The sequence below is a fragment of the Nonomuraea cypriaca genome, assembly GCF_015645445.1.
Taxonomy (GTDB): Bacteria; Actinomycetota; Actinomycetes; order Streptosporangiales; family Streptosporangiaceae; genus Nonomuraea; species Nonomuraea cypriaca.
On the sequence record NZ_JADOGI010000128.1, the window covers coordinates 10,864 to 30,207 of the forward strand.

At 70.0% G+C, this 19,344-nt stretch carries 17 protein-coding genes; 8 read left to right on the top strand and 9 right to left on the bottom strand.

Going from position 1 to position 19,344, the window contains the following annotated elements:
• Positions 1 to 21 precede the first annotated feature (21 nt).
• From ITP53_RS33845 to ITP53_RS33870, 6 genes are all read left to right on the top strand, one after another.
• Positions 22 to 1,284, top strand: coding sequence for an ABC transporter substrate-binding protein (locus ITP53_RS33845; protein WP_195899530.1), 1,263 nt, complete (start codon positions 22 to 24; stop codon positions 1,282 to 1,284).
• Positions 1,281 to 2,162 (top strand): carbohydrate ABC transporter permease, encoded by an 882-nt coding sequence (locus tag ITP53_RS33850; RefSeq protein ID WP_207756776.1) that lies wholly within the window; start codon positions 1,281 to 1,283, stop codon positions 2,160 to 2,162. The genes ITP53_RS33845 and ITP53_RS33850 overlap by 4 nt, the downstream gene beginning before the upstream one ends.
• Positions 2,159 to 2,980, top strand: a complete 822-nt coding sequence (locus ITP53_RS33855; RefSeq protein WP_195899531.1) for a carbohydrate ABC transporter permease — start codon at positions 2,159 to 2,161, stop codon at positions 2,978 to 2,980. The genes ITP53_RS33850 and ITP53_RS33855 overlap by 4 nt, the downstream gene beginning before the upstream one ends.
• A gap of 17 nt (positions 2,981 to 2,997) precedes the next feature.
• A complete protein-coding gene (locus ITP53_RS33860; protein ID WP_195899532.1) occupies positions 2,998 to 3,663 on the top strand; it encodes a gamma-glutamyl-gamma-aminobutyrate hydrolase family protein in 666 nt (221 codons plus the stop codon).
• A complete protein-coding gene (locus tag ITP53_RS33865) occupies positions 3,660 to 5,222 on the top strand; it encodes a C45 family peptidase (protein ID WP_195899533.1) in 1,563 nt (520 codons plus the stop codon). The genes ITP53_RS33860 and ITP53_RS33865 overlap by 4 nt, the downstream gene beginning before the upstream one ends.
• A gap of 133 nt (positions 5,223 to 5,355) precedes the next feature.
• Positions 5,356 to 6,984 (top strand): serine/threonine-protein kinase, encoded by a 1,629-nt coding sequence (locus tag ITP53_RS33870; RefSeq protein ID WP_236051456.1) that lies wholly within the window; start codon positions 5,356 to 5,358, stop codon positions 6,982 to 6,984.
• Positions 6,985 to 7,028: 44 nt separating this feature from the next.
• On the opposite strand, the gene ITP53_RS33875 is transcribed toward ITP53_RS33870, so the two are convergent.
• Both ITP53_RS33875 and ITP53_RS33880 read right to left on the bottom strand, forming a co-directional pair.
• Entirely contained in the window at positions 7,029 to 8,633 is a 1,605-nt protein-coding gene (locus ITP53_RS33875) for an arylsulfatase (RefSeq protein ID WP_195899535.1), read from the bottom strand.
• Between the two features lie 18 nt (positions 8,634 to 8,651).
• Positions 8,652 to 9,917 (bottom strand): MFS transporter, encoded by a 1,266-nt coding sequence (locus tag ITP53_RS33880; RefSeq protein ID WP_207756778.1) that lies wholly within the window; start codon positions 9,915 to 9,917, stop codon positions 8,652 to 8,654.
• Between the two features lie 223 nt (positions 9,918 to 10,140).
• Between ITP53_RS33880 and ITP53_RS33885 the strand changes: the two genes are divergently transcribed.
• Positions 10,141 to 10,887 carry an IclR family transcriptional regulator gene (locus ITP53_RS33885; protein WP_195899537.1) on the top strand — a complete coding sequence of 249 codons (747 nt, stop codon included), beginning with the start codon at positions 10,141 to 10,143 and terminating at the stop codon, positions 10,885 to 10,887.
• A gap of 23 nt (positions 10,888 to 10,910) precedes the next feature.
• Here the strand turns inward: ITP53_RS33885 and ITP53_RS33890 are convergent, their stop codons facing one another.
• Positions 10,911 to 12,245 (bottom strand): nucleotide pyrophosphatase/phosphodiesterase family protein, encoded by a 1,335-nt coding sequence (locus tag ITP53_RS33890; RefSeq protein WP_195899538.1) that lies wholly within the window; start codon positions 12,243 to 12,245, stop codon positions 10,911 to 10,913.
• A gap of 131 nt (positions 12,246 to 12,376) precedes the next feature.
• Between ITP53_RS33890 and ITP53_RS33895 the strand changes: the two genes are divergently transcribed.
• The gene (locus ITP53_RS33895) at positions 12,377 to 13,519 is read left to right on the top strand and encodes an RNA-guided endonuclease InsQ/TnpB family protein (protein WP_195899539.1); all 1,143 of its coding nucleotides are present in this window, start codon (positions 12,377 to 12,379) and stop codon (positions 13,517 to 13,519) included.
• Between the two features lie 73 nt (positions 13,520 to 13,592).
• Here ITP53_RS33895 and eboE read toward each other — a convergent pair whose 3' ends face one another.
• The 6 genes from eboE to ITP53_RS33925 are packed head-to-tail and all read right to left on the bottom strand — an operon-like array spanning position 13,593 to position 18,849.
• Positions 13,593 to 14,708, bottom strand: coding sequence for a metabolite traffic protein EboE (gene eboE / locus ITP53_RS33900; RefSeq protein WP_195899540.1), 1,116 nt, complete (start codon positions 14,706 to 14,708; stop codon positions 13,593 to 13,595).
• A gap of 2 nt (positions 14,709 to 14,710) precedes the next feature.
• Positions 14,711 to 15,553, bottom strand: a complete 843-nt coding sequence (locus tag ITP53_RS33905; protein WP_195899541.1) for a TatD family hydrolase — start codon at positions 15,551 to 15,553, stop codon at positions 14,711 to 14,713.
• The gene (locus ITP53_RS33910; RefSeq protein ID WP_195899542.1) at positions 15,554 to 16,060 is read right to left on the bottom strand and encodes an EboA domain-containing protein; all 507 of its coding nucleotides are present in this window, start codon (positions 16,058 to 16,060) and stop codon (positions 15,554 to 15,556) included.
• Positions 16,005 to 16,871, bottom strand: a complete 867-nt coding sequence (locus ITP53_RS33915) for a sugar phosphate isomerase/epimerase family protein (protein ID WP_195899543.1) — start codon at positions 16,869 to 16,871, stop codon at positions 16,005 to 16,007. The genes ITP53_RS33910 and ITP53_RS33915 overlap by 56 nt, the downstream gene beginning before the upstream one ends.
• Positions 16,868 to 17,713: an SCO3242 family prenyltransferase gene (locus ITP53_RS33920; RefSeq protein WP_195899544.1), complete on the bottom strand. Its 846-nt coding sequence runs from the start codon at positions 17,711 to 17,713 to the stop codon at positions 16,868 to 16,870. The genes ITP53_RS33915 and ITP53_RS33920 overlap by 4 nt, the downstream gene beginning before the upstream one ends.
• Positions 17,710 to 18,849, bottom strand: coding sequence for an inositol-3-phosphate synthase (locus ITP53_RS33925; RefSeq protein WP_195899545.1), 1,140 nt, complete (start codon positions 18,847 to 18,849; stop codon positions 17,710 to 17,712). The genes ITP53_RS33920 and ITP53_RS33925 overlap by 4 nt, the downstream gene beginning before the upstream one ends.
• Positions 18,850 to 19,344 lie beyond the last annotated feature (495 nt).

Below are 19,344 nucleotides of genomic sequence, written 5' to 3' on the forward strand. Positions count from 1 at the left end.
AGCTCTTCGAAAGGCCCCCTCATGCTGCGTTCCTGCCTGGCCACGTTCGCGTCCATGACCCTCCTGCTCACCGGTTGCGCCGCGGGCGAACCCGCCAGCGACAAGATCACGCTGACCGTCGCCTGGTGGGGGAACCCCGACCGCACCAAGGCGACCAACGCCGCGATCGACCTGTTCAGAAAGAAGCACCCGGACATCGAGGTGAAGGTCCGCCCGTCGGCCTTCCCCGGCTACTACGACAAGCTCAACACCGAGTTCGCCTCCGGCGCGGCGCCCGACGTCTTCCAGGACGACCAGGTGCGCACGTACGCCGCCAAGGGGCTGCTGCTCGACCTCGGCGCCTACAAGGACATCCTCAAGACCGACACCCTGGGCGAGGAGTTCCTCGCCCAGGGCACGGTGGACGGCAAGCTGATGGACGTGCCCGCGGGCACGAGCCCGATGGCCCTGGTCTACCAGCCGAAGCTGCTGGAGGGCGCCGGCATGGCCGCACCCACGGCTGAGACGAGCTGGCAGGAATTCGCGGCCCAGGCCACCAAGCTGGCCGGCACGCTGCCAGAGGGCACCTGGGCACTGGCCGACAGCAGTGCTCAGCACAACCACCTGCAGGTGTTCCTGCGCCAGAAGGGCAAGGACTGGTTCTCCCCCGACGGCACGGCGCTCGGCTTCACCAAGGAGGACCTCGCCGAGTGGTGGACGTTCTGGGCCGACCTGCGGACCAAGGGCGTGGTCCCGCCCGCCGACGTCACCACCGGCTCGGCCGGCGGCGACGTCTCCCAGGACCCGGTGGCCGCCAGAAAGGTCGCCATGAGCGTGTACGGAACCAGCGTCAGCCTCCCCCGCGAAGACTGGAGGTACGGTCCTCTGCCCGGCGAGGCCGCGCAGCCGGGCGTTCACCTGATGCGCTCGGTGAGCTGGGCGGTGAACGCCAAGAGCGAGCATCCGCGCGAAGCCGTCCAGCTGGTGGACTTCCTGCTCAACGACCCGGAGGCGGGTAAGGCCCTGAGCCTGTCGCGCGGTGTTCCGCCGAACTCCGCCATCGCCTCCTCCCTCATGCCCGGCCTCGACCCGCAGGACAAGCAGATCGCCGAGTACGTCGACTACCTGCGCAAGCCCGGCAACGGCGGCAAGGCGCCGGCGCCGGACCCCGCGGGCGGCAAGGAGATCCGCTCCGACCTGCTCACCCGGCACACCCAGGACGTCTGGTTCGGCAAGGCGAGCATCGAGCAGGCCGCGGCGGCATTCGTCCAGGAGGCCGGCAAGGTGCTGGGACGAGCCAGTTGATCAGGCGTGACCTGGCGGCGTACGCATTCCTGATCCCGTGGGCCGCCGGACTGATCCTGCTGGTCGTGGCGCCGCTCGGCTGGTCGCTGTACCTGTCGTTCACCGACTACGACCTGCTCTCGTCCCCGCGCTGGATAGGGCCGGCCAACTATCTGGAGTTGTTCACCGAGGACGACCGGTTCGTACACTCGATCCTGATCACCGGCGGGTACGTCCTGGTCGCTGTCCCCTTGCAGCTCGGCGCGGCGCTGGCCGCCGCGCTCCTGCTGGCCAAGGAGCGCCGGGGCAAGGGGCTCTACCGCTCCCTGTTCTACCTGCCGTCCCTGCTGGCCGCCAGTGTGGCGGTGTCCATCACCTGGCGGGCCATGTTCGACTACGGCGGCCCGGTCAACGGGGTGCTCGGCTGGTTCGGCGTCTCGGAACGCGCCTGGATCAACGACCCCTCGACGGTGATCTGGACGATCGTGGCGCTGGAGGTGTGGCGCTTCGGCGCGCCGATGGTCATCTTCCTCGCCGGGCTCCAGCAGATCCCCGGCGAGCTGTACGAGGCCGCCGCGCTCGACGGCGCGGGCCGGCTGCGCAAGTTCGTCAGCGTAACGGTGCCGATGCTCAGCCCGATCGTCTTCTTCAATCTCCTGCTGGGCATCATCGGCGCGTTTCAGACGTTCGCCCCCGCCCAACTCGTCGGCGACGGCAACGGCGGCCCGGCCGACTCCACCCTCTTCTACGCGCTCAACCTCTACCAGCAGGGCTTCGACCACCACCGCATGGGCTACGCCTCGGCGATGGCCTGGCTCATGCTGATCGCGCTGGCCGTGGTCGCGGCCTTCCTGTTCCGCGGTTCGCGCCGCTGGGTTCACTACGGGGACAACACATGAAGGACCGTCTCGCCCATGTCGCGATCGCCGGGACGCTCGTGGTCATGCTCTATCCGCTCGCCTGGATGGTCATGACGGCGTTCAAGTCGACCACCGAGATCGCGCAGAACGTTTCGCTGCTGCCGGCCGACCCCACCTTCGACAACTTCGTCCAGGGCTGGGACGGCGCGGGAGTGGAGTCGTTCGGCACCTACCTGCGCAATTCCACGGTCATCGCGCTCCTGGCGGTCGCCGGGAACGTGATCTCGTGTTCGCTGGCCGCCTACGCCTTCGCGCGGCTCAGCTTCCGCGGCAGGACGGTGTGCTTCGCGCTCACCATCGGCATGCTGCTGCTGCCCAAGGACGTCCTGCTGATCCCGCAGTACTCCATCTTCCACGCGCTGGGCTGGGTCGACAGCCCGCTGCCGCTGATCGTGCCGTACTTCCTGGCCATGGACGCCTTCTTCGTCTTCCTCAACGTACAGTTCCTGCGCGGGCTGCCGCGCGAGCTGGACGAGGCGGCGGCCGTGGACGGCTGCGGGCCCTTCCGCAGGTACTGGCACATCACGCTGCCCCTGATCAAACCCGCGCTGGCCACCACGGCGATCTTCACGTTCATCTGGACGTGGAACGACTATCTGCCGCAGTTGATCTATCTCAACAGCGCGGAGAAATTCACCCTTCCCGTCGGCCTGCGCATGTTCCTCGACGCCACCGCCGGCTCGGACCTCGGTCCGATGACCGCGATGTCGCTGGTGTCGCTGCTGCCGCTGTTCCTGCTGTTCATGTTCTTCCAACGCCGGCTGGTGCAGGGCATCGCCACCACCGGCCTCAAATGACTCACGGAGCGACTTTCTTGATCATCATCACGGCCGGAGACCGTACACCCGCCCGTCCCTACGAGGCCGCGATCGAGGTATGCGGGGGCATTCCGCGCACGATCACCCCATCGCAGGACACGCTCGAACTGCCCGCCGAGGCCACCGCGCTGGTCCTCGCCGGCGGCGCTTCGGTGGCGCCCGCCCGTTACGAGTCACCGGTGGAGGACGGCGTTACGGTGACGCTCGATCTGGGGCGCGACCGGCTGGAGTGGGCCATGCTCGACCAGGCCATCGAGCGCGGTCTGCCGGTGCTGGCGATCTGCCGCGGGCTGCAGGTGGTCAACGTGTACTTCGGCGGCGAACTGCACCAGGACCTCACTCGTACGCCGTACACGATCGCCCATCGGCCCGACGCGTCGCGCACGGACCTCGCCCACACGGTCGCCGCGAAGAGCGGACGGCTGGGCGAGCTGTTCGGCACGGATGAGTTCGGCGTCAACAGCATCCACAAGCAGGGCGTCAAACTCCTCGCCGAGTCCCTGGACGCCACCGTCTACAGCCCGGACGGCCTGATCGAGGGCCTGGAGCACTCCGGGCACCGGATCCTGGCCGTCCAATGGCACCCGGAAGAGCTCATCCACACCAGCCCGCAGTCCCGAGCCCTGTTCACCGACCTCTTGGGAAAGGCCGCCTCCGTATGAGGAAACCCCTGATCGCCGCCGCGACGGCGCTGGTCACCGTACTGGTCTGCACCCCGCCCGCCGCCGCCTCCAGCTCCGCCATCGCGACCGGGATGGCCACCGTGGACGGCCGCCCGGTCGTCTGGAAGAACCGTGACCACTGGTCCACGCCCGACGGCTGGAAAGTCGTCCCGTTCCACAAGCCGGCCGACGGCGGCAGCTTCGGCAGCGGCGACCGCTACACCTCCCGCTTCGACTACACCGGCGTCAGCGCGCTCGGCTCCTCCGGCATGGACCCGATCACCGGCACGACCATCCCGTGGGCCGGCGCCAACGACCGCGGCCTCGGCCTGGTCCAGGTCGCCGGGCACACGCTCACCTCCGCCTTCGCCTCCAGCCATGGCTTCCCGGTCTCGCAGGACCTGGCCAAGGGCATGACCGGCGGCTACCTCAACCACCTGGTTCTCTCCCGCGCCGAGCATGTCGACCAGGTGGAGCAACTGCTGCGCGACACCAACGACGGCGGCGGTTTCAACGCCGCCACCGGCCGCAACACCTCCACGATCATCAGCGTCTTCGACCGGTGGGGCAACGCCGCCGTCTTCGAGATCGACGGCGACAGCTTCACCCGTGACAACATCACCTCCCAGTACGCCCAGGACGTCAACGGCAACTACGCGGCGGCGCACACCGATGACAAGGACGCCGCCAACCCCGCCGACGGCGCCTACTCGGGCTACGACTGGCGTACCAACTTCAGCAAGGTCCAGTGGACCAAGCCCAACGGGTTCCCATACCTGGTGGACGAGCAGACCACGACCGTGGAGAACGACGTCGTGGTCAACAACGGCGACACGCCGGACGGCGTCCACGACTGGGAGAACTCCACCAGCGGCGTCATGCGGCACACCCGCGCCGGCATCCGCATGGACGACCCGCACGAGAAGGACTACCGCTACTTCATCCAGAAGGAGGTCCGCTCGAACGGCATGGGCACGGAGTGGTCCATCGAGTCCCTGGCCAAGAGCGTCGGAGAACTGCCCGCCGTGGAGAAGCCGACCGGTTACCACCTCAATCGCTTCGTCTCCACGTTCGGCACGGTGATCACCGGCTCGAAGATCGGCGATCCCTACGAGGGCAAGCTCACCACGATGTGGGTGGCACTCGGCGAGCCCACGGTAAGCGTGTTCGTCCCGCTCTTCCCGTACGCGGGCACGACCCCGGCCGAGCTGTCCGACATGTACCTGGCCAGCAACGCCAAGCGCCACCTCGTCTACGACTACACCGACGACGACGCGTGCGGATACAGCTGTGGGCGCAACGCCGATCACTCCATGGACACGGTCGCCCTGGCCGGCGACGCCGCCGACGGGGAGGGGTACTACGGCGAGGGCGGCGTCCAGAAGTACACCTTCGGCATCGAGAACTGGGCCTTCGACCAGTACGACGCCTTCATCGCCGACCTGCGCTCGGGCACCCGCACCCCCACCGAGCTGAAGGCCGACATGGCGGCCTGGCAGCAGTCGATCGCCCGCACCATGAAGACCAACTACGTCAACGGCACGATCCCCGCTTCCTGACCCGCACACTGATGGACCGGTGCCGCCGAGTTCCCTCGGCTGCGGCGGCCACCGCTCTCGGAGGTCACGGCTACGTGTACAGGACAGGACTCTCCACCCTATATGCGGGCATGCTATCTATGATCGTCGCGTGATGCCCTACGCTTCCCCCACTGTCGCCGCCCTCAGCGATCAAGATCCCCGGGAGCTCGGCCAGTACCGCATCGCCGGCCGTCTCGGTTCCGGCGGCATGGGCAGCGTCTATCTGGCGGAGGGCCCGACCGGCCTGGTCGCGATCAAGGTGATCAAGCCGCACCTCGCGCACGACCCCGAGTTCCCGCACCGGTTCAGGCGGGAGGTGGCGGCGGCGCGCAAGGTGAGCCGATGGTGCACGGCGCCGGTGCTCGACGCGCAACTGGAGGACGCCCCGCTCTGGCTGGTGACCGAGTACGTCCCAGGCCCCGACCTGGGCCGCCACGTCAAGGAGCACGGTCCGCTGACCGGAGCCGCCGCCGAGGCGCTCGCGGTGGGCGTGGCGGTCGCGCTGGCCGCCATCCATCAGGCCGGCATCGTGCACCGCGACCTCAAGCCGGGCAACGTGCTGCTCTCGCCGTTCGGCCCGCGAGTGATCGACTTCGGTATCTCCCGCGCGCTGGACACCGAGCAGACGACCCGGTCCGGCCAGATGCTGGGCACCCCGGGATACATGGCGCCTGAACTGTTCTCCGGGCAGGTGGAGCCGGCCGCGGACATCTTCGCGTGGGGGTGCGTGGTGGGCGCCGCCACCTCCACCACGGCGCCGGGCAGGTCGCCCTTCGCCGCCGACAACATGATGCACGCCTTCCACCGGGTCATGCGGGAAGAGCCGGACCTGGACGGCGTGGAGCCCGCGGTGCGCGAGCTGGTGCGCGCCGCGCTGGCCCGCGACCCCGCCGCGCGCCCCACCGCGGAGGAGTTGGTGGCCGAGTTGTCCGGCCCCGACACGGGAGTGGCCGAGGTCGCCAGGACCCTGCGGCTGCGCGTGGGGTACGGGGCCACCGTGGCGCTGCCCCCGCCGCCGGCCGCGGCGCCCGGCCGGCGGCTGCGCGACCTGGCGACCGGAGTGGGGGCCGGGGTGGTCGCGGTGGGGCTGGTGGCGGCCGCCGTCGCCGGGCTGCGGGCGCTGCCACCCGCCCCGCCCGAGCCGACCGAGACCCTCTACACCGATGGCTTCGCGGACGACACGTCGGGCTGGAACAACAGCGGCTTCACCTCGCCGACGACGTCGCGCGGCTACACCGGCGAGGGCCGCTACACCATGGCGGAGGACATATCCAACGACGTCCAGTGGTCGACCGCCCCGGTGAACGCCGTTCTCCCGGACCAGGCTCTGGTCTCGGTCAAGATGGACCTCAGTCAGAGCGCGGGCGGCTGGAACGGCGTCTTCTGCGAATACTCAAAGACCGACAGCGACAAGGACGATCTCGCCTACATCCTGGAGGTCAGCCAGGCCGGGTTCGCCAAGATCGTCAAGGTGGCCGCGACGAAATGGTCCGACCTGACCCCCGACCTCCGCGTCCCCGGGTTCGACCGGAAGAACATGCTGCTGCGGGCCGAGTGCGCACGCGGGAACGGAGAGGTGCGGGTCGCGCTGTGGCTGGGCGATGAGCTCGTCGCGGAGCAGGTGGACCACGATGTCTCGACCGCGACGGGCCCGCCCAGGTTCGGGTTCTACATGGAAGGAGTGAACAACTCGCAGAGCCGCGTCTACTACGACGACTTCGCCATCAACCGGCTCCCCTGAGCCCGTCTCGCGCGTCGGCTCCCAGCGATGCCAGAGGTGACGTCTCAGGTGGGCAGGCCGTGGCCGCGCGCGGCGTAGATCTCCAGCACCCGCTCGCGAGGCAGCACCCCGCATCGCCCGGCCCACTCGTGGTAGGCGGCCGACAGCTCGGCGACCAGATCGGGGTGGCCGGCGGACACGTCGTTCAGCTCGGTGCGGTCGCGTTCCATGTCGTACAGCTCCCAGCCTGAGCCGTACTTGCGCACCAGCTTCCATGGGCCGCGCCTGGCCCCCGCGTTCCCCTCGTGCTCCCAGAACAGGGTGCGATCGGGGTCGGCGGGCTCCCCGCGCAGCGAGCCGAGCATGCTGCGGCCTTCGAGCGGCAGCACGTCGCGGCCGTCGAAGGAGTCCGGGTACTCGGCGCCGGTGGCGTCGACGATGGTCGCCATCACATCGGTGAGCTGGTGCGGGCTGGTTCGCACGGTCGCCTCGGCCCCAAGACCGGCGGGCCAGTGGACGATGAACGGCGTGGCGATGCCGCCTTCATGGATCCAGTGCTTGTACTCCCTGAACGGGGTGTTCGACAGGTTGGCCCAGGCGGTGCCGTACGTGGCGTAGGTCGTCTCGGGGCCGGGGTCGAGGCCGGGATGGTTGCCCGGCACCACCTTGCGGCCGTCCCTGGTGACGGGCGCGAAGTCGACGAACGCGGTGACGAAGTCCTCGGCGGTCTCCGGCGGCATCTCCTCGGCGCAGCCGCCGTTGTCCGACAGGAACACGAACAGGGTGTTCTCCAGCCGCCCCGACGCCTCCAGCTCGTCGAGCACGCGGCCGATGCCCTGGTCCATGCGGTCGATCTGGGCGGCGTACACGGCCATCCGCAGCGCCTCCCACTCCTTGTGGCCGGCGTCGGCCCAGGCGGGGACGTTCGGGTCGCGATCGGTCAGCGGCCAGCTCTCGTCGATGAGGCCCATCGACACCAACCGCCGCAGCCGCTCCCGGCGCAGCTCGTCCCAACCGGCGGAGAAGCGGCCGGCGTAGGCGTCGACGTCCTCCTTCAGCGCGTGCAGCGGCCAGTGGGGCGCGGTGTAGGCGACGTACAGGAACATGGGATCGTCCGGGCGGGCGGCGTGGTGCTCGCGGACGAAGGTGGCGGCGTTGCCGGAGATCGCGTCGGTGTAGTAGAAGCCCTCCCGCAGCGCCTCGTCCTCGATGTTCTCCTCGTCCCTGGTGAGCGTGGCGGGCTGGAAGTAGCTGCCCGCGCCCGCGAGCGTGCCGTAGAAGCGGTCGAAGCCGCGCCGGGTCGGCCAGGCGCCGCTGGGATCGCGCAGGTCGTTGGACATGTGCCACTTGCCGGACAGGTACGTCGAGTAGCCCGCCGAGCCGAGCACCTCGGCGATGGTCACGCACGAGTCGTTGAGCGTGCCGGCGTAGCCGTCGGGCGAGTCGTCGTAGTTGAGGATGCCGATGCTGGTCTGATGCGGGTGCAGCCCCGTCATCAGCGACGCCCTGGACGGGCTGCACCTGGCGGTGTTGTAGAACTGCGTCAGCCTGACCCCGGACGCGGCGAGCCGGTCCAGGTTGGGCGTGCGCACCTCCCCTCCGTAGCAGCCGATGTCGGAGAAGCCCATGTCATCTGCGAGTACGAGAACGATGTCGGGCCTGGTGGCCATGGTGGCGGTGCCTTTCTGTCAGCTACGGGAAGGGGCGGGCAGCACGGCCTCGTCCCTGTTGAGCCGGGAGGTCTCCGGCGTGAAGGCGAGCGCGAGCAGCGCGATGGCAGCGAAGACCACCACGTACAGTGCCACCGGCCACGACGCGCCGCCGCTGCCCTCCACCAGGGCGGTGGATACGGCGGGCGCGATGGCGCCGGAGGGCAGCACGCCAAGCTGGTAGACGATCGACATGCCGGTGTAGCGCACGCGCGCCGGGTACAGCTCGGCGAAGAACGCCGCCTCGGGGCCGAACATCGTGCACGCGCCGAACGCCCATCCGATGACGATGCCGGCCCAGATCAGCGGCGTGCTGCCAGTGTCGATCATCGCGAACACCGGGAACGCCGAGACCCCGGAGATGAGCGCGCCGATGGCCAGCACCGGCCGCCTGCCGATCCGGTCCGACACCCGGCCGCCGATCGGGATGATGGCGAAACCGACCACCGAGGCGATGAGCAGGCCGTTGAGCGCGATGTCCTTCGGCAGCCCGAGCACCAACGTGGTGTAGGTCAGGATGAACGCGTTGTAGACGTTGAACACCAGGCTCTCGCAGAACCTGGTGCCCATCGCGAGCAGCGTGATCTTGGGGTAGGTCCTGAACACCTCGATGAAGGGCACCTTGGCCCGGGTGCCCGACTCGACGACCTTCTCGAAGACGGGCGGCTCGCTGACCCGGAGCCGGACGAAGAGGCCGACGGCCACGAGCACCACGCTGAACAGGAACGGCAGCCGCCAGGCCCACGCCACCAGGGCCTCGTCGCCGAAGGCACCGGCGCCGTTGACCGCGAGCGTGGACAGCAGCAGGCCGATGGGCACACCCGTCTGCGGCCAGCTGGAGAACAGGCCGCGCCGGTGCTTGGGAGCGTGCTCGAAGGTGAGGATGGAGGCGCCGCCCCATTCGCCGCCGAGCCCGATGCCCTGGAGCATGCGGAGGACCAGCAGAATGACGGGCGCCAGCACGCCGATCGAGTCGTACGTCGGCAGCAGGCCCATCGCGAACGTCGACCCGCCCATGACCATCATGGTGATGACCAGCATCTTCTTGCGGCCGAGCCGGTCACCGTAGTGACCGAAGATCAGGCCGCCGATGGGCCGGGTGACGAAGCCCGCCGCGAACGTCCCGAAGGCCACCAAGGTGCCCGTGAGGGCGTCGAAGCTCGGGAAGAACTCGGAGTTGAACACCAGGGCGGCCATCGTGGCGTACAGGAAGAAGTCGTACCACTCGATGACCGACCCGATCACGCTAGCCAGGGAGACATGGTTGATCGAGGCGGGTGAGGCGGGTCTGGGGGAGGACCTCATTCGGCACCGTCTTTCGTCGTCCCAGCTCAGAGCCGGCCAGTCAGGATAAGCGTCAGAAATGGGACACTGGACCAATATTTGGGACAGTGGTAATGTTTCACGCGTATTACCCGCCGCGTCAATCCCTTGCGGAGGATTTGTCCGATTTGGCGGAAGGTAGGGCGTGAGCGAGACCTTGCGTAAGGCGCTGCTGATCCTGGACGTGCTGCGCACCAGCGAGAGCGCCTTGAGCGCGCGCGAGCTGGCGGTCCAGGTGGACCTGCCGAAGAGCACGGCGCAGCGGCTGCTCCAGTCCCTGGAGGAGTCGCGCATGGCGGTGCAGGACCCGGTCAGCCGCAAATACCGGCTCGGCCCGCGCACCCTCACCCTCGGCATGGCCTACCGGGAGCGGCTCGACCTGCGCAACGTCGCCCTGCCGCACATGCGGGCCCTGCGCGACGCGACGGACGAGACCGTCGGGCTGTCGGTGGCGGTGGGGCGCGAGCGCATGTTCATCGAAGAGGTGCAGAGCCAGTCGGAGCTGCGTACCCACTCCGAACTGGGCGTCCCCTACCCGCTGTGGACGGGCGCGCCCGGGCGCGTCTTGCTGGCCCACCTACCGGCGGCCGAGGTGGAGTCGGTGCTGGCGAGCGGGTGCGAGGGGGCCTGGCAGGCGATCGAGCCGCCGACGAAGGACGCCTTCCTGGACCGGCTGGCCGCCATCAGGAGCAAAGGTCAGGACCGCGCCTACGACGAGACGATAAAGGGCGTGAGCGCACTCGCGGCGCCGGTGTACGACGCCTCGTCCCGCGTGGCGGCGGCCCTGTCGGTGTCGGGGCCGAGCGGCAGGATGAGCGACGCGGAGATGGACCGGATCGAGGGCGACGTGCTGCGGACCGCCCAGCTCATCAGCCGGTCACTGGGAGCGTGAAACCGGTCGGACCGGCCCACGGCCTACGTGACGGCTCTCCTTGCGAGGCCGGTCAGCAGGTCCTTGACCTCCGTCGCCTCGTACGAGTCGCCGTCGAAGGGGCCGATGATGAGCGGGCCGTCGTCGCGGAGGTCGGGCAGCCGGCCGTGACTGCCCCGCACCGGCGCCGGGTCGAGCGGCACCACCGACATCGTGTAGCGGAAGCCCAGTTTCTTCCTGGCCAGCGCCGCGGCGGCACGGAGCTTGACGAACGGATCACGCGGGTCCATGAACAGCTCGGCCGGGTCGTAGCCGGGTTTGCGGTGGATGTCCACGAGCCTGGCGAAATCCGGGGCCCGGTCGTCGGAGAGCCAGTAGTAGTAGGTGAACCAGGCGTCGGGCTCCGCGACCGCGACGAGTTCGCCGGCGCGTTCGTGGTCGAGACCGTACTTCGCCTTGCCCGCGTGATCGAGCACCTCGTCCACGCCGGTCAGCTCGGCTACGACCGCGCGGGCGCGGCCGAGGTCGGCGGGGTCGCGTACGTACACGTGGGCCACCTGGTGGTCGGCGACGGCGAAGGCCCGGGACGTCCAGGGGTCGAGGTACTCCATCCCGGCCTGGGTGTAGACCTCCAGGAGGCCGGCGGTGCGCAGCGCCCGGTTGATGTCGATCGGGCGGGACGCCGGGGTGATGCCGTATTCCGACAGCACGACCACCTCGGCGTCCTCGGCGAGCAGCGGGGCCAGCGCGGCGTCGACGGCGCGGGCGGCGGCGACCGCCTCGGGTCCGGCGGGGCCGTACCGCTGCAGGTCGTAGTCGAGGTGCGGTACGTAGACCAGCAGCAGGTCAGGCCGTTCGCGTGCCAGGATGCGACGGGCCGCGGCGATGATCCACTCCGAGGAGGCGATCCCCGCGTTCGGGCCCCAGTAGCTGAACAGCGGAAACGTCCCGAGCGCGGATTCCAGATCGTCGTGGAGCTCGGGCGGCCGGGTGTAGCAGTCGGGCGACTTGCGGCCGTCGGCGTGGTAGATGGGTCGCGGGGTGACGAGCAGATCGGTGGGCGCGCCCATCGCGTACCACCAGCAGACGTTCGCGGCACGCAGGCCGGGTACGGCGTTCCACAGCTGGCCGCCCTGGATGAGCGCGTTGTGCTGGCGCCACAGCAGCACCTCGCCGTGGTCGCGGAAATACCACCCGTTGCCGACGATGCCGTGGTCGCGGGGCGGCGTCCCGGTCAGCAGGGTGGCCTGCATCGAGCAGGTGACGGCCGGGAGCACGGGCCTGAGCGCGGCGGCCGTACCCACCTTGGCCACGTTCGGCATGTGCGCCAGCAGGCGGGGGGTCAGCCCCACCACGTTGATCACGATCAGCGGTGCCATCAGTTCTGCGCGGAGGTGACCGCCTGCTTCAGCCGGCGGGGGAATCCGCGCTCCCTCCTTCGGGATTTTGTCGGTGCCTGTCGGTAGCGTGGTCGTCGCATTACTGGTCGTGAGGTGTTCGGGAGGGGGGTGTGCGCAGGTCGTTCACGTTTCTGCTGCGACCCACCAGCAGGCAGGCCGCCGCGCTTGCGCAGTGCCTGGAGGACCAGCGGCAGTTGTACAACGCGGCGTTGGAGCACCGGCGCATCGCCTATGCCAAGGCCCAGGTGACGATCCGGTACGGCGACCAGTCGGGCGAGTTGAAGCACATCCGTGCCGACGACCCGGACGGGCAGGGCCGCTGGTCGTTCTCCTCCCAGCAGGCCACGCTGCGCCGCCTGGACAAGGCGTTCGCGGCGTTCTTCAAGCGCGTCCGCGACGGACGTACGCCGGGCTTCCCGCGTTTCAAGGGGCGCGGCCGGTTCGACACGGTGGAGTGGCCGAAGGACGGCGACGGCTGCCGGTGGGACTCCCAACCCGACCACCCGGCCGTCGCCTACCTGCGGTTGCAGGGCATCGGCCACGTGCGGGTGCATCAGCACCGGCTGGTGCGGGGGCGGGTCAAGACGATCAGCGTCAAGCGGGAAGGCTCCCGCTGGTACGTGATCCTCTCCTGTGACGGCGTGCTCGCCGAGCCGCTTCCTGCCACGGGCGCTGTGGTCGGCGTGGACATGGGTGTGGCGTCGCTCGTCACCACCTCGGACGGTGCGCATGTCGCCAACCCGCGCCATCTTGCCACGACCGCCGACCGCCTGGCGGACGCGCAGCGCGACCTGGCCCGCAAGAAACGCGGGTCCAAGCGGCGGCGTAAGGCCGTCGCGCGGGTGGCCGCGCTGCACGCCAAGGTCCGCCGCCAGCGGCTCGACGGCGCACACAAGGCGGCGCTCGCGCTGGTCCGCGACTACGACGTGATCGTGCACGAGGACCTGCGAATCGCGAATTTGACCCGTTCCACTGCTGGCACGATCGAGCAGCCCGGACGCAACGTCGCCCAAAAGTCGGGCCTGAACCGGTCGATCTTGGATGCGGGTTGGGGGGTGTTCCTGACGATCTTGTCGTACAAGGCTGAGAGTGCCGGTCGAGAGGTTATCGCGGTGAACCCCGCCAACACCTCCCGCGCCTGTTCGCGATGCGGGCACTGCGCGCGGGAGAACCGCGTCACCCAGGCCGAGTTCCGATGTACGGTGTGCGACCACCAGGCGCACGCCGACGTCAACGCGGCGATCAACATCTGAGGGCAGGGCTTGCCCTTCGCCAGGCTGCGGAAGCGGCTTAGCGAGAAGCCGCTCCCTTCAGGGAGCGGAGGAGTCACCACTGCTCCTTCATTCCGAGCGAGGCCAGTCGCACCCGCATCCAGTCGAGCTCCGCGGCGATGCCGGCGGCGATGTCCGGCGGCGCGCCGGGGAGCACGTTCCAGGTGTAGGTCTCCACCTCGACGTGCCGGGTGAGCGGGGCGGCGCCGCCGAGGAGGGTGTGCAGCAGGCCACGCAGGTAGGGGGCGCTGGTGGTGAGCGGAGGTGGCGGGTCGGCGTGCAGCGGGACGTGGAAGTGCACCCGCCAGCTCTCCTCCGCGGGCAGGCCGCCGGCCAGGGCCTCGCCCAGGTCGTCGGTGAAGCCGCCGGCGGATCGCGTCTGGTGGAGGAACCTGGCCTCGTCGTACGCCGCGAGCGCCCGCTGCGTACCCGGTGGGGCCTCCAGGGCGCACGACGCCTGGAGCTTCACGATCGGGAGCCCCGTGGCGGCGCCCGCTCCGGGTTCCTCGAAGCCCACGGCCATGTGGCAGGCGTCCAGGCAGAGGCCGAGGTAGTCGTGATCCACGTCGCTCAGCAGGCCGGTCGCCTGGGGCGTCGTCTCGATGATGCAGCCGGGCTCCGGCTCGAAGCCCAGCCGGATCACCTTGCCGGTCCGCTGGGTCAGCGCGCGCAACCCCTGGGCGACCGCGTCGAGGTTGGCCCTGACCGCCACCGCCTTGTCGCTGGTCCACCCGGTCCGCCAGGCGAGGGGAAGCGTCGAGATCGTCCCCTCGGTGACGTCGTCGGGCAGCAGCTCGGCGAGGATCTCGGCCAGCCCGAGCGTGTAGCGCAGCCGCTCGGGGCCGGCCCAGTCAGGGGTGTAGACGCGGTACTTCACGATCTCGTCGTGGAAGCCGCGGTAGGGGAATCCGTTGAGGGTCACGACCTCCAGCCCGAGCGCGGTCAGCCGCCCGCGCAGCCCGGCGAGTTCGTCGCGCCGGGCGAGCAGGTCCGTGGCGGCCTGGTGGGGCAGCCACAGGCCGAGGCCGAGCCGTTCGACGCCGAGCAGCTCCCTGACCCGCGCGGCGACGCCGGAGAGCTGCCGGTGGATGCCGGGGAGGTCCTCGGCTGGGTGCACGTTGGTGCAGTACGACAGGTGCACCGTCGAGCCGTCCGCGTGGCGCAGCCGCATGGTCAGCCCCGCTTGATCGTGTTGCCGGCGTAGTCGGGGGCCGCCGAGCCGGTCTCGAGGGCGAGCCGGCCGCTCTGCTCGTAGAAGGCCACCGGATTGCGCCAGAGAACCTGCTCCACGTCGTCCTCACCGAAGCCGGCCTTGAGCATGGCGTCGCCGACCTCGCGGGTCTTCAGCGGATCGCTGCGTCCCCAGTCGGCGGCCGAGTTCACCAGCGTTCTGGCGGTGCCGTACGTCCTGAGCACGGCCACCATCCGGTCCGGGTCCATCTTGGTGTCGGGGTAGATCGAGAACCCCATCCAGCAGCCCGAGTCCGCGACCATGCCGACGGTCATCTCGTTGAGGTGGTCGATGAGCACCCGCTCGGGGGCCATCCCAGCGGCGCGCACCACGTCGAGCGATCGGCGGGTGCCCGCGGCCTTGTCCCGATGCGGCGTGTGCACCAGGACGGGGAGACCGTTCTGCCTGGCCAGGTCGAGCTGGGCCTCGAAGACCCGTTCCTCCTCGGCCGTCATCGAGTCGTAGCCGACCTCGCCGACCGCGACGACGGAGTCCTTCAGCAGGTAGCGCGGCAGCTCGGCCAGCACCCCCGCGCACCGGGGATCGTTCGCCTCCTTCGGGTTGAGCGCGAGCGCGCAGTGGTGGCGGACGCCGTACTGCGCGGCCCGGTACGGCTCCCAGCCGAGCAGCGCGTCGAAGTAGTCGAGGAAGCTGCCCACGTTGGTACGGGGCTGGCCCATCCAGAAGGCCGGCTCGACCACGGCCCGGACTCCAGCGGCGTGCATGCGCTGGTAGTCGTCGGTGGTCCTGGAGGTCATGTGGATGTGGGGGTCGAAGATGCGCATTCAGATCCTCTCCATGACGTCACGCGGGACGGGCCGGCCCGCCGCGCGCAGCTCCGCCGCGTAGTCGGCCAGCATCCGGGCGAGTTCGGCGTCGAACCGGCGGTCCAGGCCGGACACCGAGTCCAGCGGGATCGACATGAAGACGCACTTGAGCACGCCCTGGCGGAAGGCGTGGCCGTCGAGCCACTGCGAGCCGTAGGGGCCGAGGGCCGCGGCGACCAGCCTGGTGTCGTTGGCTCGCAGCGCGTCCTCCACCAGCCCGACCGCCGCCGCGCCCAGGTCGAGCTCGGGCAGCGCGGACAGGATGGCCAGCCGTTCGCCGGTGTCGCCGCGCTCGTACAGGTCGCGGATCACCGCGTAGTCGCCGCGCAGCGCTGCGAGCAGCGCGCTCCGGGCGCCGGCGCCTCCCAGCCGTTCGGCCTGCGGGAAGAGCAGGTGGATCGCGTGCGGGTCAGCCTCCACCCGCCGCAGGGCCTGTGCCAGCCATTCTTTCGCCGGCTCCGTCATGTGCCCTCCTCAGGAAATCGATCGATCGGCGGGCGACCAGCGGAGCGGCATGGCCGTGCCTGGCCAGCTCCACGGCCACCAGACCGGAGTAGCCGCGCAGCTCGGTGAGCACCGGGGCGAAGTCGATCTCACCCTCGCCGAACTCCAGGTGCTCGTGGACTCCCCTGCGCATGTCCTCGATCTGCACGTGCACCGTGTACGGCAGCGCCCGCCGGACGCATGCGGGCACGTCCTCCCGCTCGACGCAGTGGCAGTGCCCGATGTCGAGGGTGAGGCCGAACCGGGGATGGCCGCCGAGCATCTCGCGCAGCCGCTCGTAACCGTCCAGATCCTTGACGAGCATCCCGGGCTCCGGTTCGAAGCCCAGGGTGACACCGGTCCTGTCCGCCTCGTCGAGGAGCCGCTCGCACTGCCCGGCCAGCCGGGCGAACGCCTCCGCCTCGGTCACGCCGTCGGGCTTGACCCCGCTCCACAGGTGCACGACGGGAGCGCCGAGATCGGCGGCGATCCGCATCGCCGTCGTCAGGAACTCCGCCCTCCTGCCGGGGTCGTCGCTGATGAGGGTGGGATGGTGCTTGCGCCAGGGGTCGAGGGTGTACCGCCCGCCGGTCTCGACGACGGCTTCGAGGCCGAGGCGTTCGAGGAGTCCGGCGATCCTGGACACCTCCGCGGCCAGGCCGGGGGCGTAGGGATCCAGGTGCCCCCGGTCGAGCGTGATCGCCGCACCGGCGTACCCGAGGTCGGACAGGACCGCGAGCGCCTCGTCGAGCCGGTGGTCGCCGAATCCGTTGGTGCAGTAGGCCCACTTCACGACGTCGCCAGCCGGGACGAGAGCCACCTGCCCACGGGCAGCGAACACAGCAGCGCGCCCGCCGCCGCGAACCGCCCGTTCCCCGCGACGGCCGCCGCCTGGAGCGGGATCAGGCTGAGGATGCTCAGTCGGACGGCCTGCCGTACGTTCTCGGGGTCGGGGTGGGCCCGTAACCCTGCCTGGACCGGCAGGGTCGAGGCGAGATAGCCGGCGATGAGGACACCGGCGCTCATCCGGGCGGCGGGGCCGCTGCGCAGGCTGGACGCCACCGCCAGACCGGCCGCCGCGGTCGTGGCGGCGAGCGCGCGCCCGGCGGTCCCGGGTGTCGCCCCCGTCACCTCGGCCCGGCCCAGGATGCTGATCCCGTACGTGTGCGCGCCGACCGCCAGCGCCATCGGCACGGCACCTCTCCCCTGCGCTCCCGCGCCCAGGAGCACGTCCAGTACGCGGCAGGCCGCCATCGAGGCCGGGCCGGCCGCCGTCCGCTTGAGGCCCAGGTCGTAGGCCCACACCGCGCCGGCCAGCAGACCGGCGACGGTGAGACCGCGGCGTCCACCGGCGACGGCGGCGGCGACCAGGCCGGCGCCGGTCAGTGCGGTCGCGATCCCGAGCGCGGCGCCGGGCCGGACCCTGCCCGACGGGATCGGGCGCTCAGGTCGCTCGATCGCGTCGGCCTCGCGGTCGGCCCAGTCGTTGAGCGCCATGCCCGACCAGTACATGAGCACCGAGGCCAGGGCGAGGCCGGGGTTCGGGCACCGTCCCGCGGCGGCGGCTCCCGCCATGGTGTCGCCGGGCACCGACAGGGCGGCCGGCGCGCGTACCAGCTCCAGCACCGCCCTCACGACAGCTCCTCGGCGAAGGCGCGCAGCCTGGCGTACTGGGCGGCCAGGGCGTGCTCGTGGGTCCCCAACGGGTTCTTGAAGAAGTAGCCGAGCTCGGGGAGCACGCCGTGCCGTCCCTTCTCGTGCGCGCGGGCGACCAGCCGGGCCAGGTCCAGGACGAGGGGGGCGGCCAGCGCGGAATCGCAGCCCTGCCAGGTGAACTGCAGCGTCATCGGCACGCCGAGGAAGCCTTCGAAGGTCACGTGGTCCCAGGCGGTCTTCCACTCTCCGAGGTCCTGGACGTAGTCGATGTGCGTCTGCCCCTCGACCGGCTCTCCCAGGACTCCGGCGACGACCTGGTCCTTCGAGAGCTCCTTGCTCGACCTGGCGGCCGGATCGGCGAGTGTCGCCCCGTCGCCCCCGCCGAGCAGGTTGAGCCCGGACCAGGAGCGGACGCGCAGCGCCCGGTCGGCGAACATGGGCGCGAGCGCGCTCTTGATCAAGGTCTCGCCGGTCTTCCCGTCGCGTCCCGCGTACGGCACCTCGCGTAAGGCCGCGAGTTCCGCGAGCGCGGGCAGGATCGGACCGGTGGAGGGAGTGAACTCGACGTAGCCGCAGCCGGCCTGGAACGCCGCATAGGCGTACAAGGAGCTCGGCGGCAGGACGTCGTCCCCCGTCGCGAGCCGCTCCTCGAGGTCGGCGAGCCTGTCGAACTCCGGGCGCGGGGCGGCCGGCTGCTCGGTCGACGACACGTTGACGACGACCACCCTGTCCAGCCGGTGCCGGGCGCGGAAGCCGGTGATGTCGGCGATCAGGCGGGCCGCGGCCGTGTCCTGCCCGCCGTGGCCTGGGACGTGGCCGGGCCGGATCTCGGCGTCGGCGGCGTCCAGCTCCGAGGCGATCAGTCCTGGCAGGTCCGGCGGAATCACCCCTGCCCTGCTCAGTTGTTCGGCGCGTTTACGCAGAGAGATCTCGCTGATGTCGTGCCCGCCGGAGATCAGACCGGCGAACGGAACCAACTGCCCGGGAAAGCCTGGGGACTCGGTCACACATCCTTGCGAGGACGCGACCCCCGCCTTGATCGCCGCGGCACCGGCGGTCGCGGCGGTCGCCACGGACCCCCGCGCCCCGATGAGCCACACACCGACCTTGTCCATGGAAGCTCCTACATGTCGGGCTCCATACCGAACGCGGGTGAGCGTCCGCTATGTCAGTAACAGCGATGCTAAGAGCGACTTTTATCGATGGTCAAGCAGAAGATGGGCGACATCCGTCTTATCACCTGCTGCTTTGACGCGCGTACCAGGTGAACGACGGGCGCGACACACGGAGAGGTTCGCCCACGCGCGGGCGCGCGGGAAGCGCGCCGCCGCCCGGACATCCGCTGTCGCCGTGGCTTGTCACGCCGCATCAGCCGATCGCGTCGTGGGGCGTCTCGACGGGCCAGGTCAGCACGTACGCCGGGCCAGCGACGGCGGCCGAGGCTTTGGCCAGATATCAGCGGAAGTTCCTGAACTTTCGGCGATACTCCTTGACATTTCGCCAAAAAAGGCGCGTACTTCCATCGATAGTCGACCCTCACCGCACCGTACAACCTCAGTGATCCACGATGTGACCCTCAGTCTCCCAACCTCCGCCCCCCAAGTACCCCC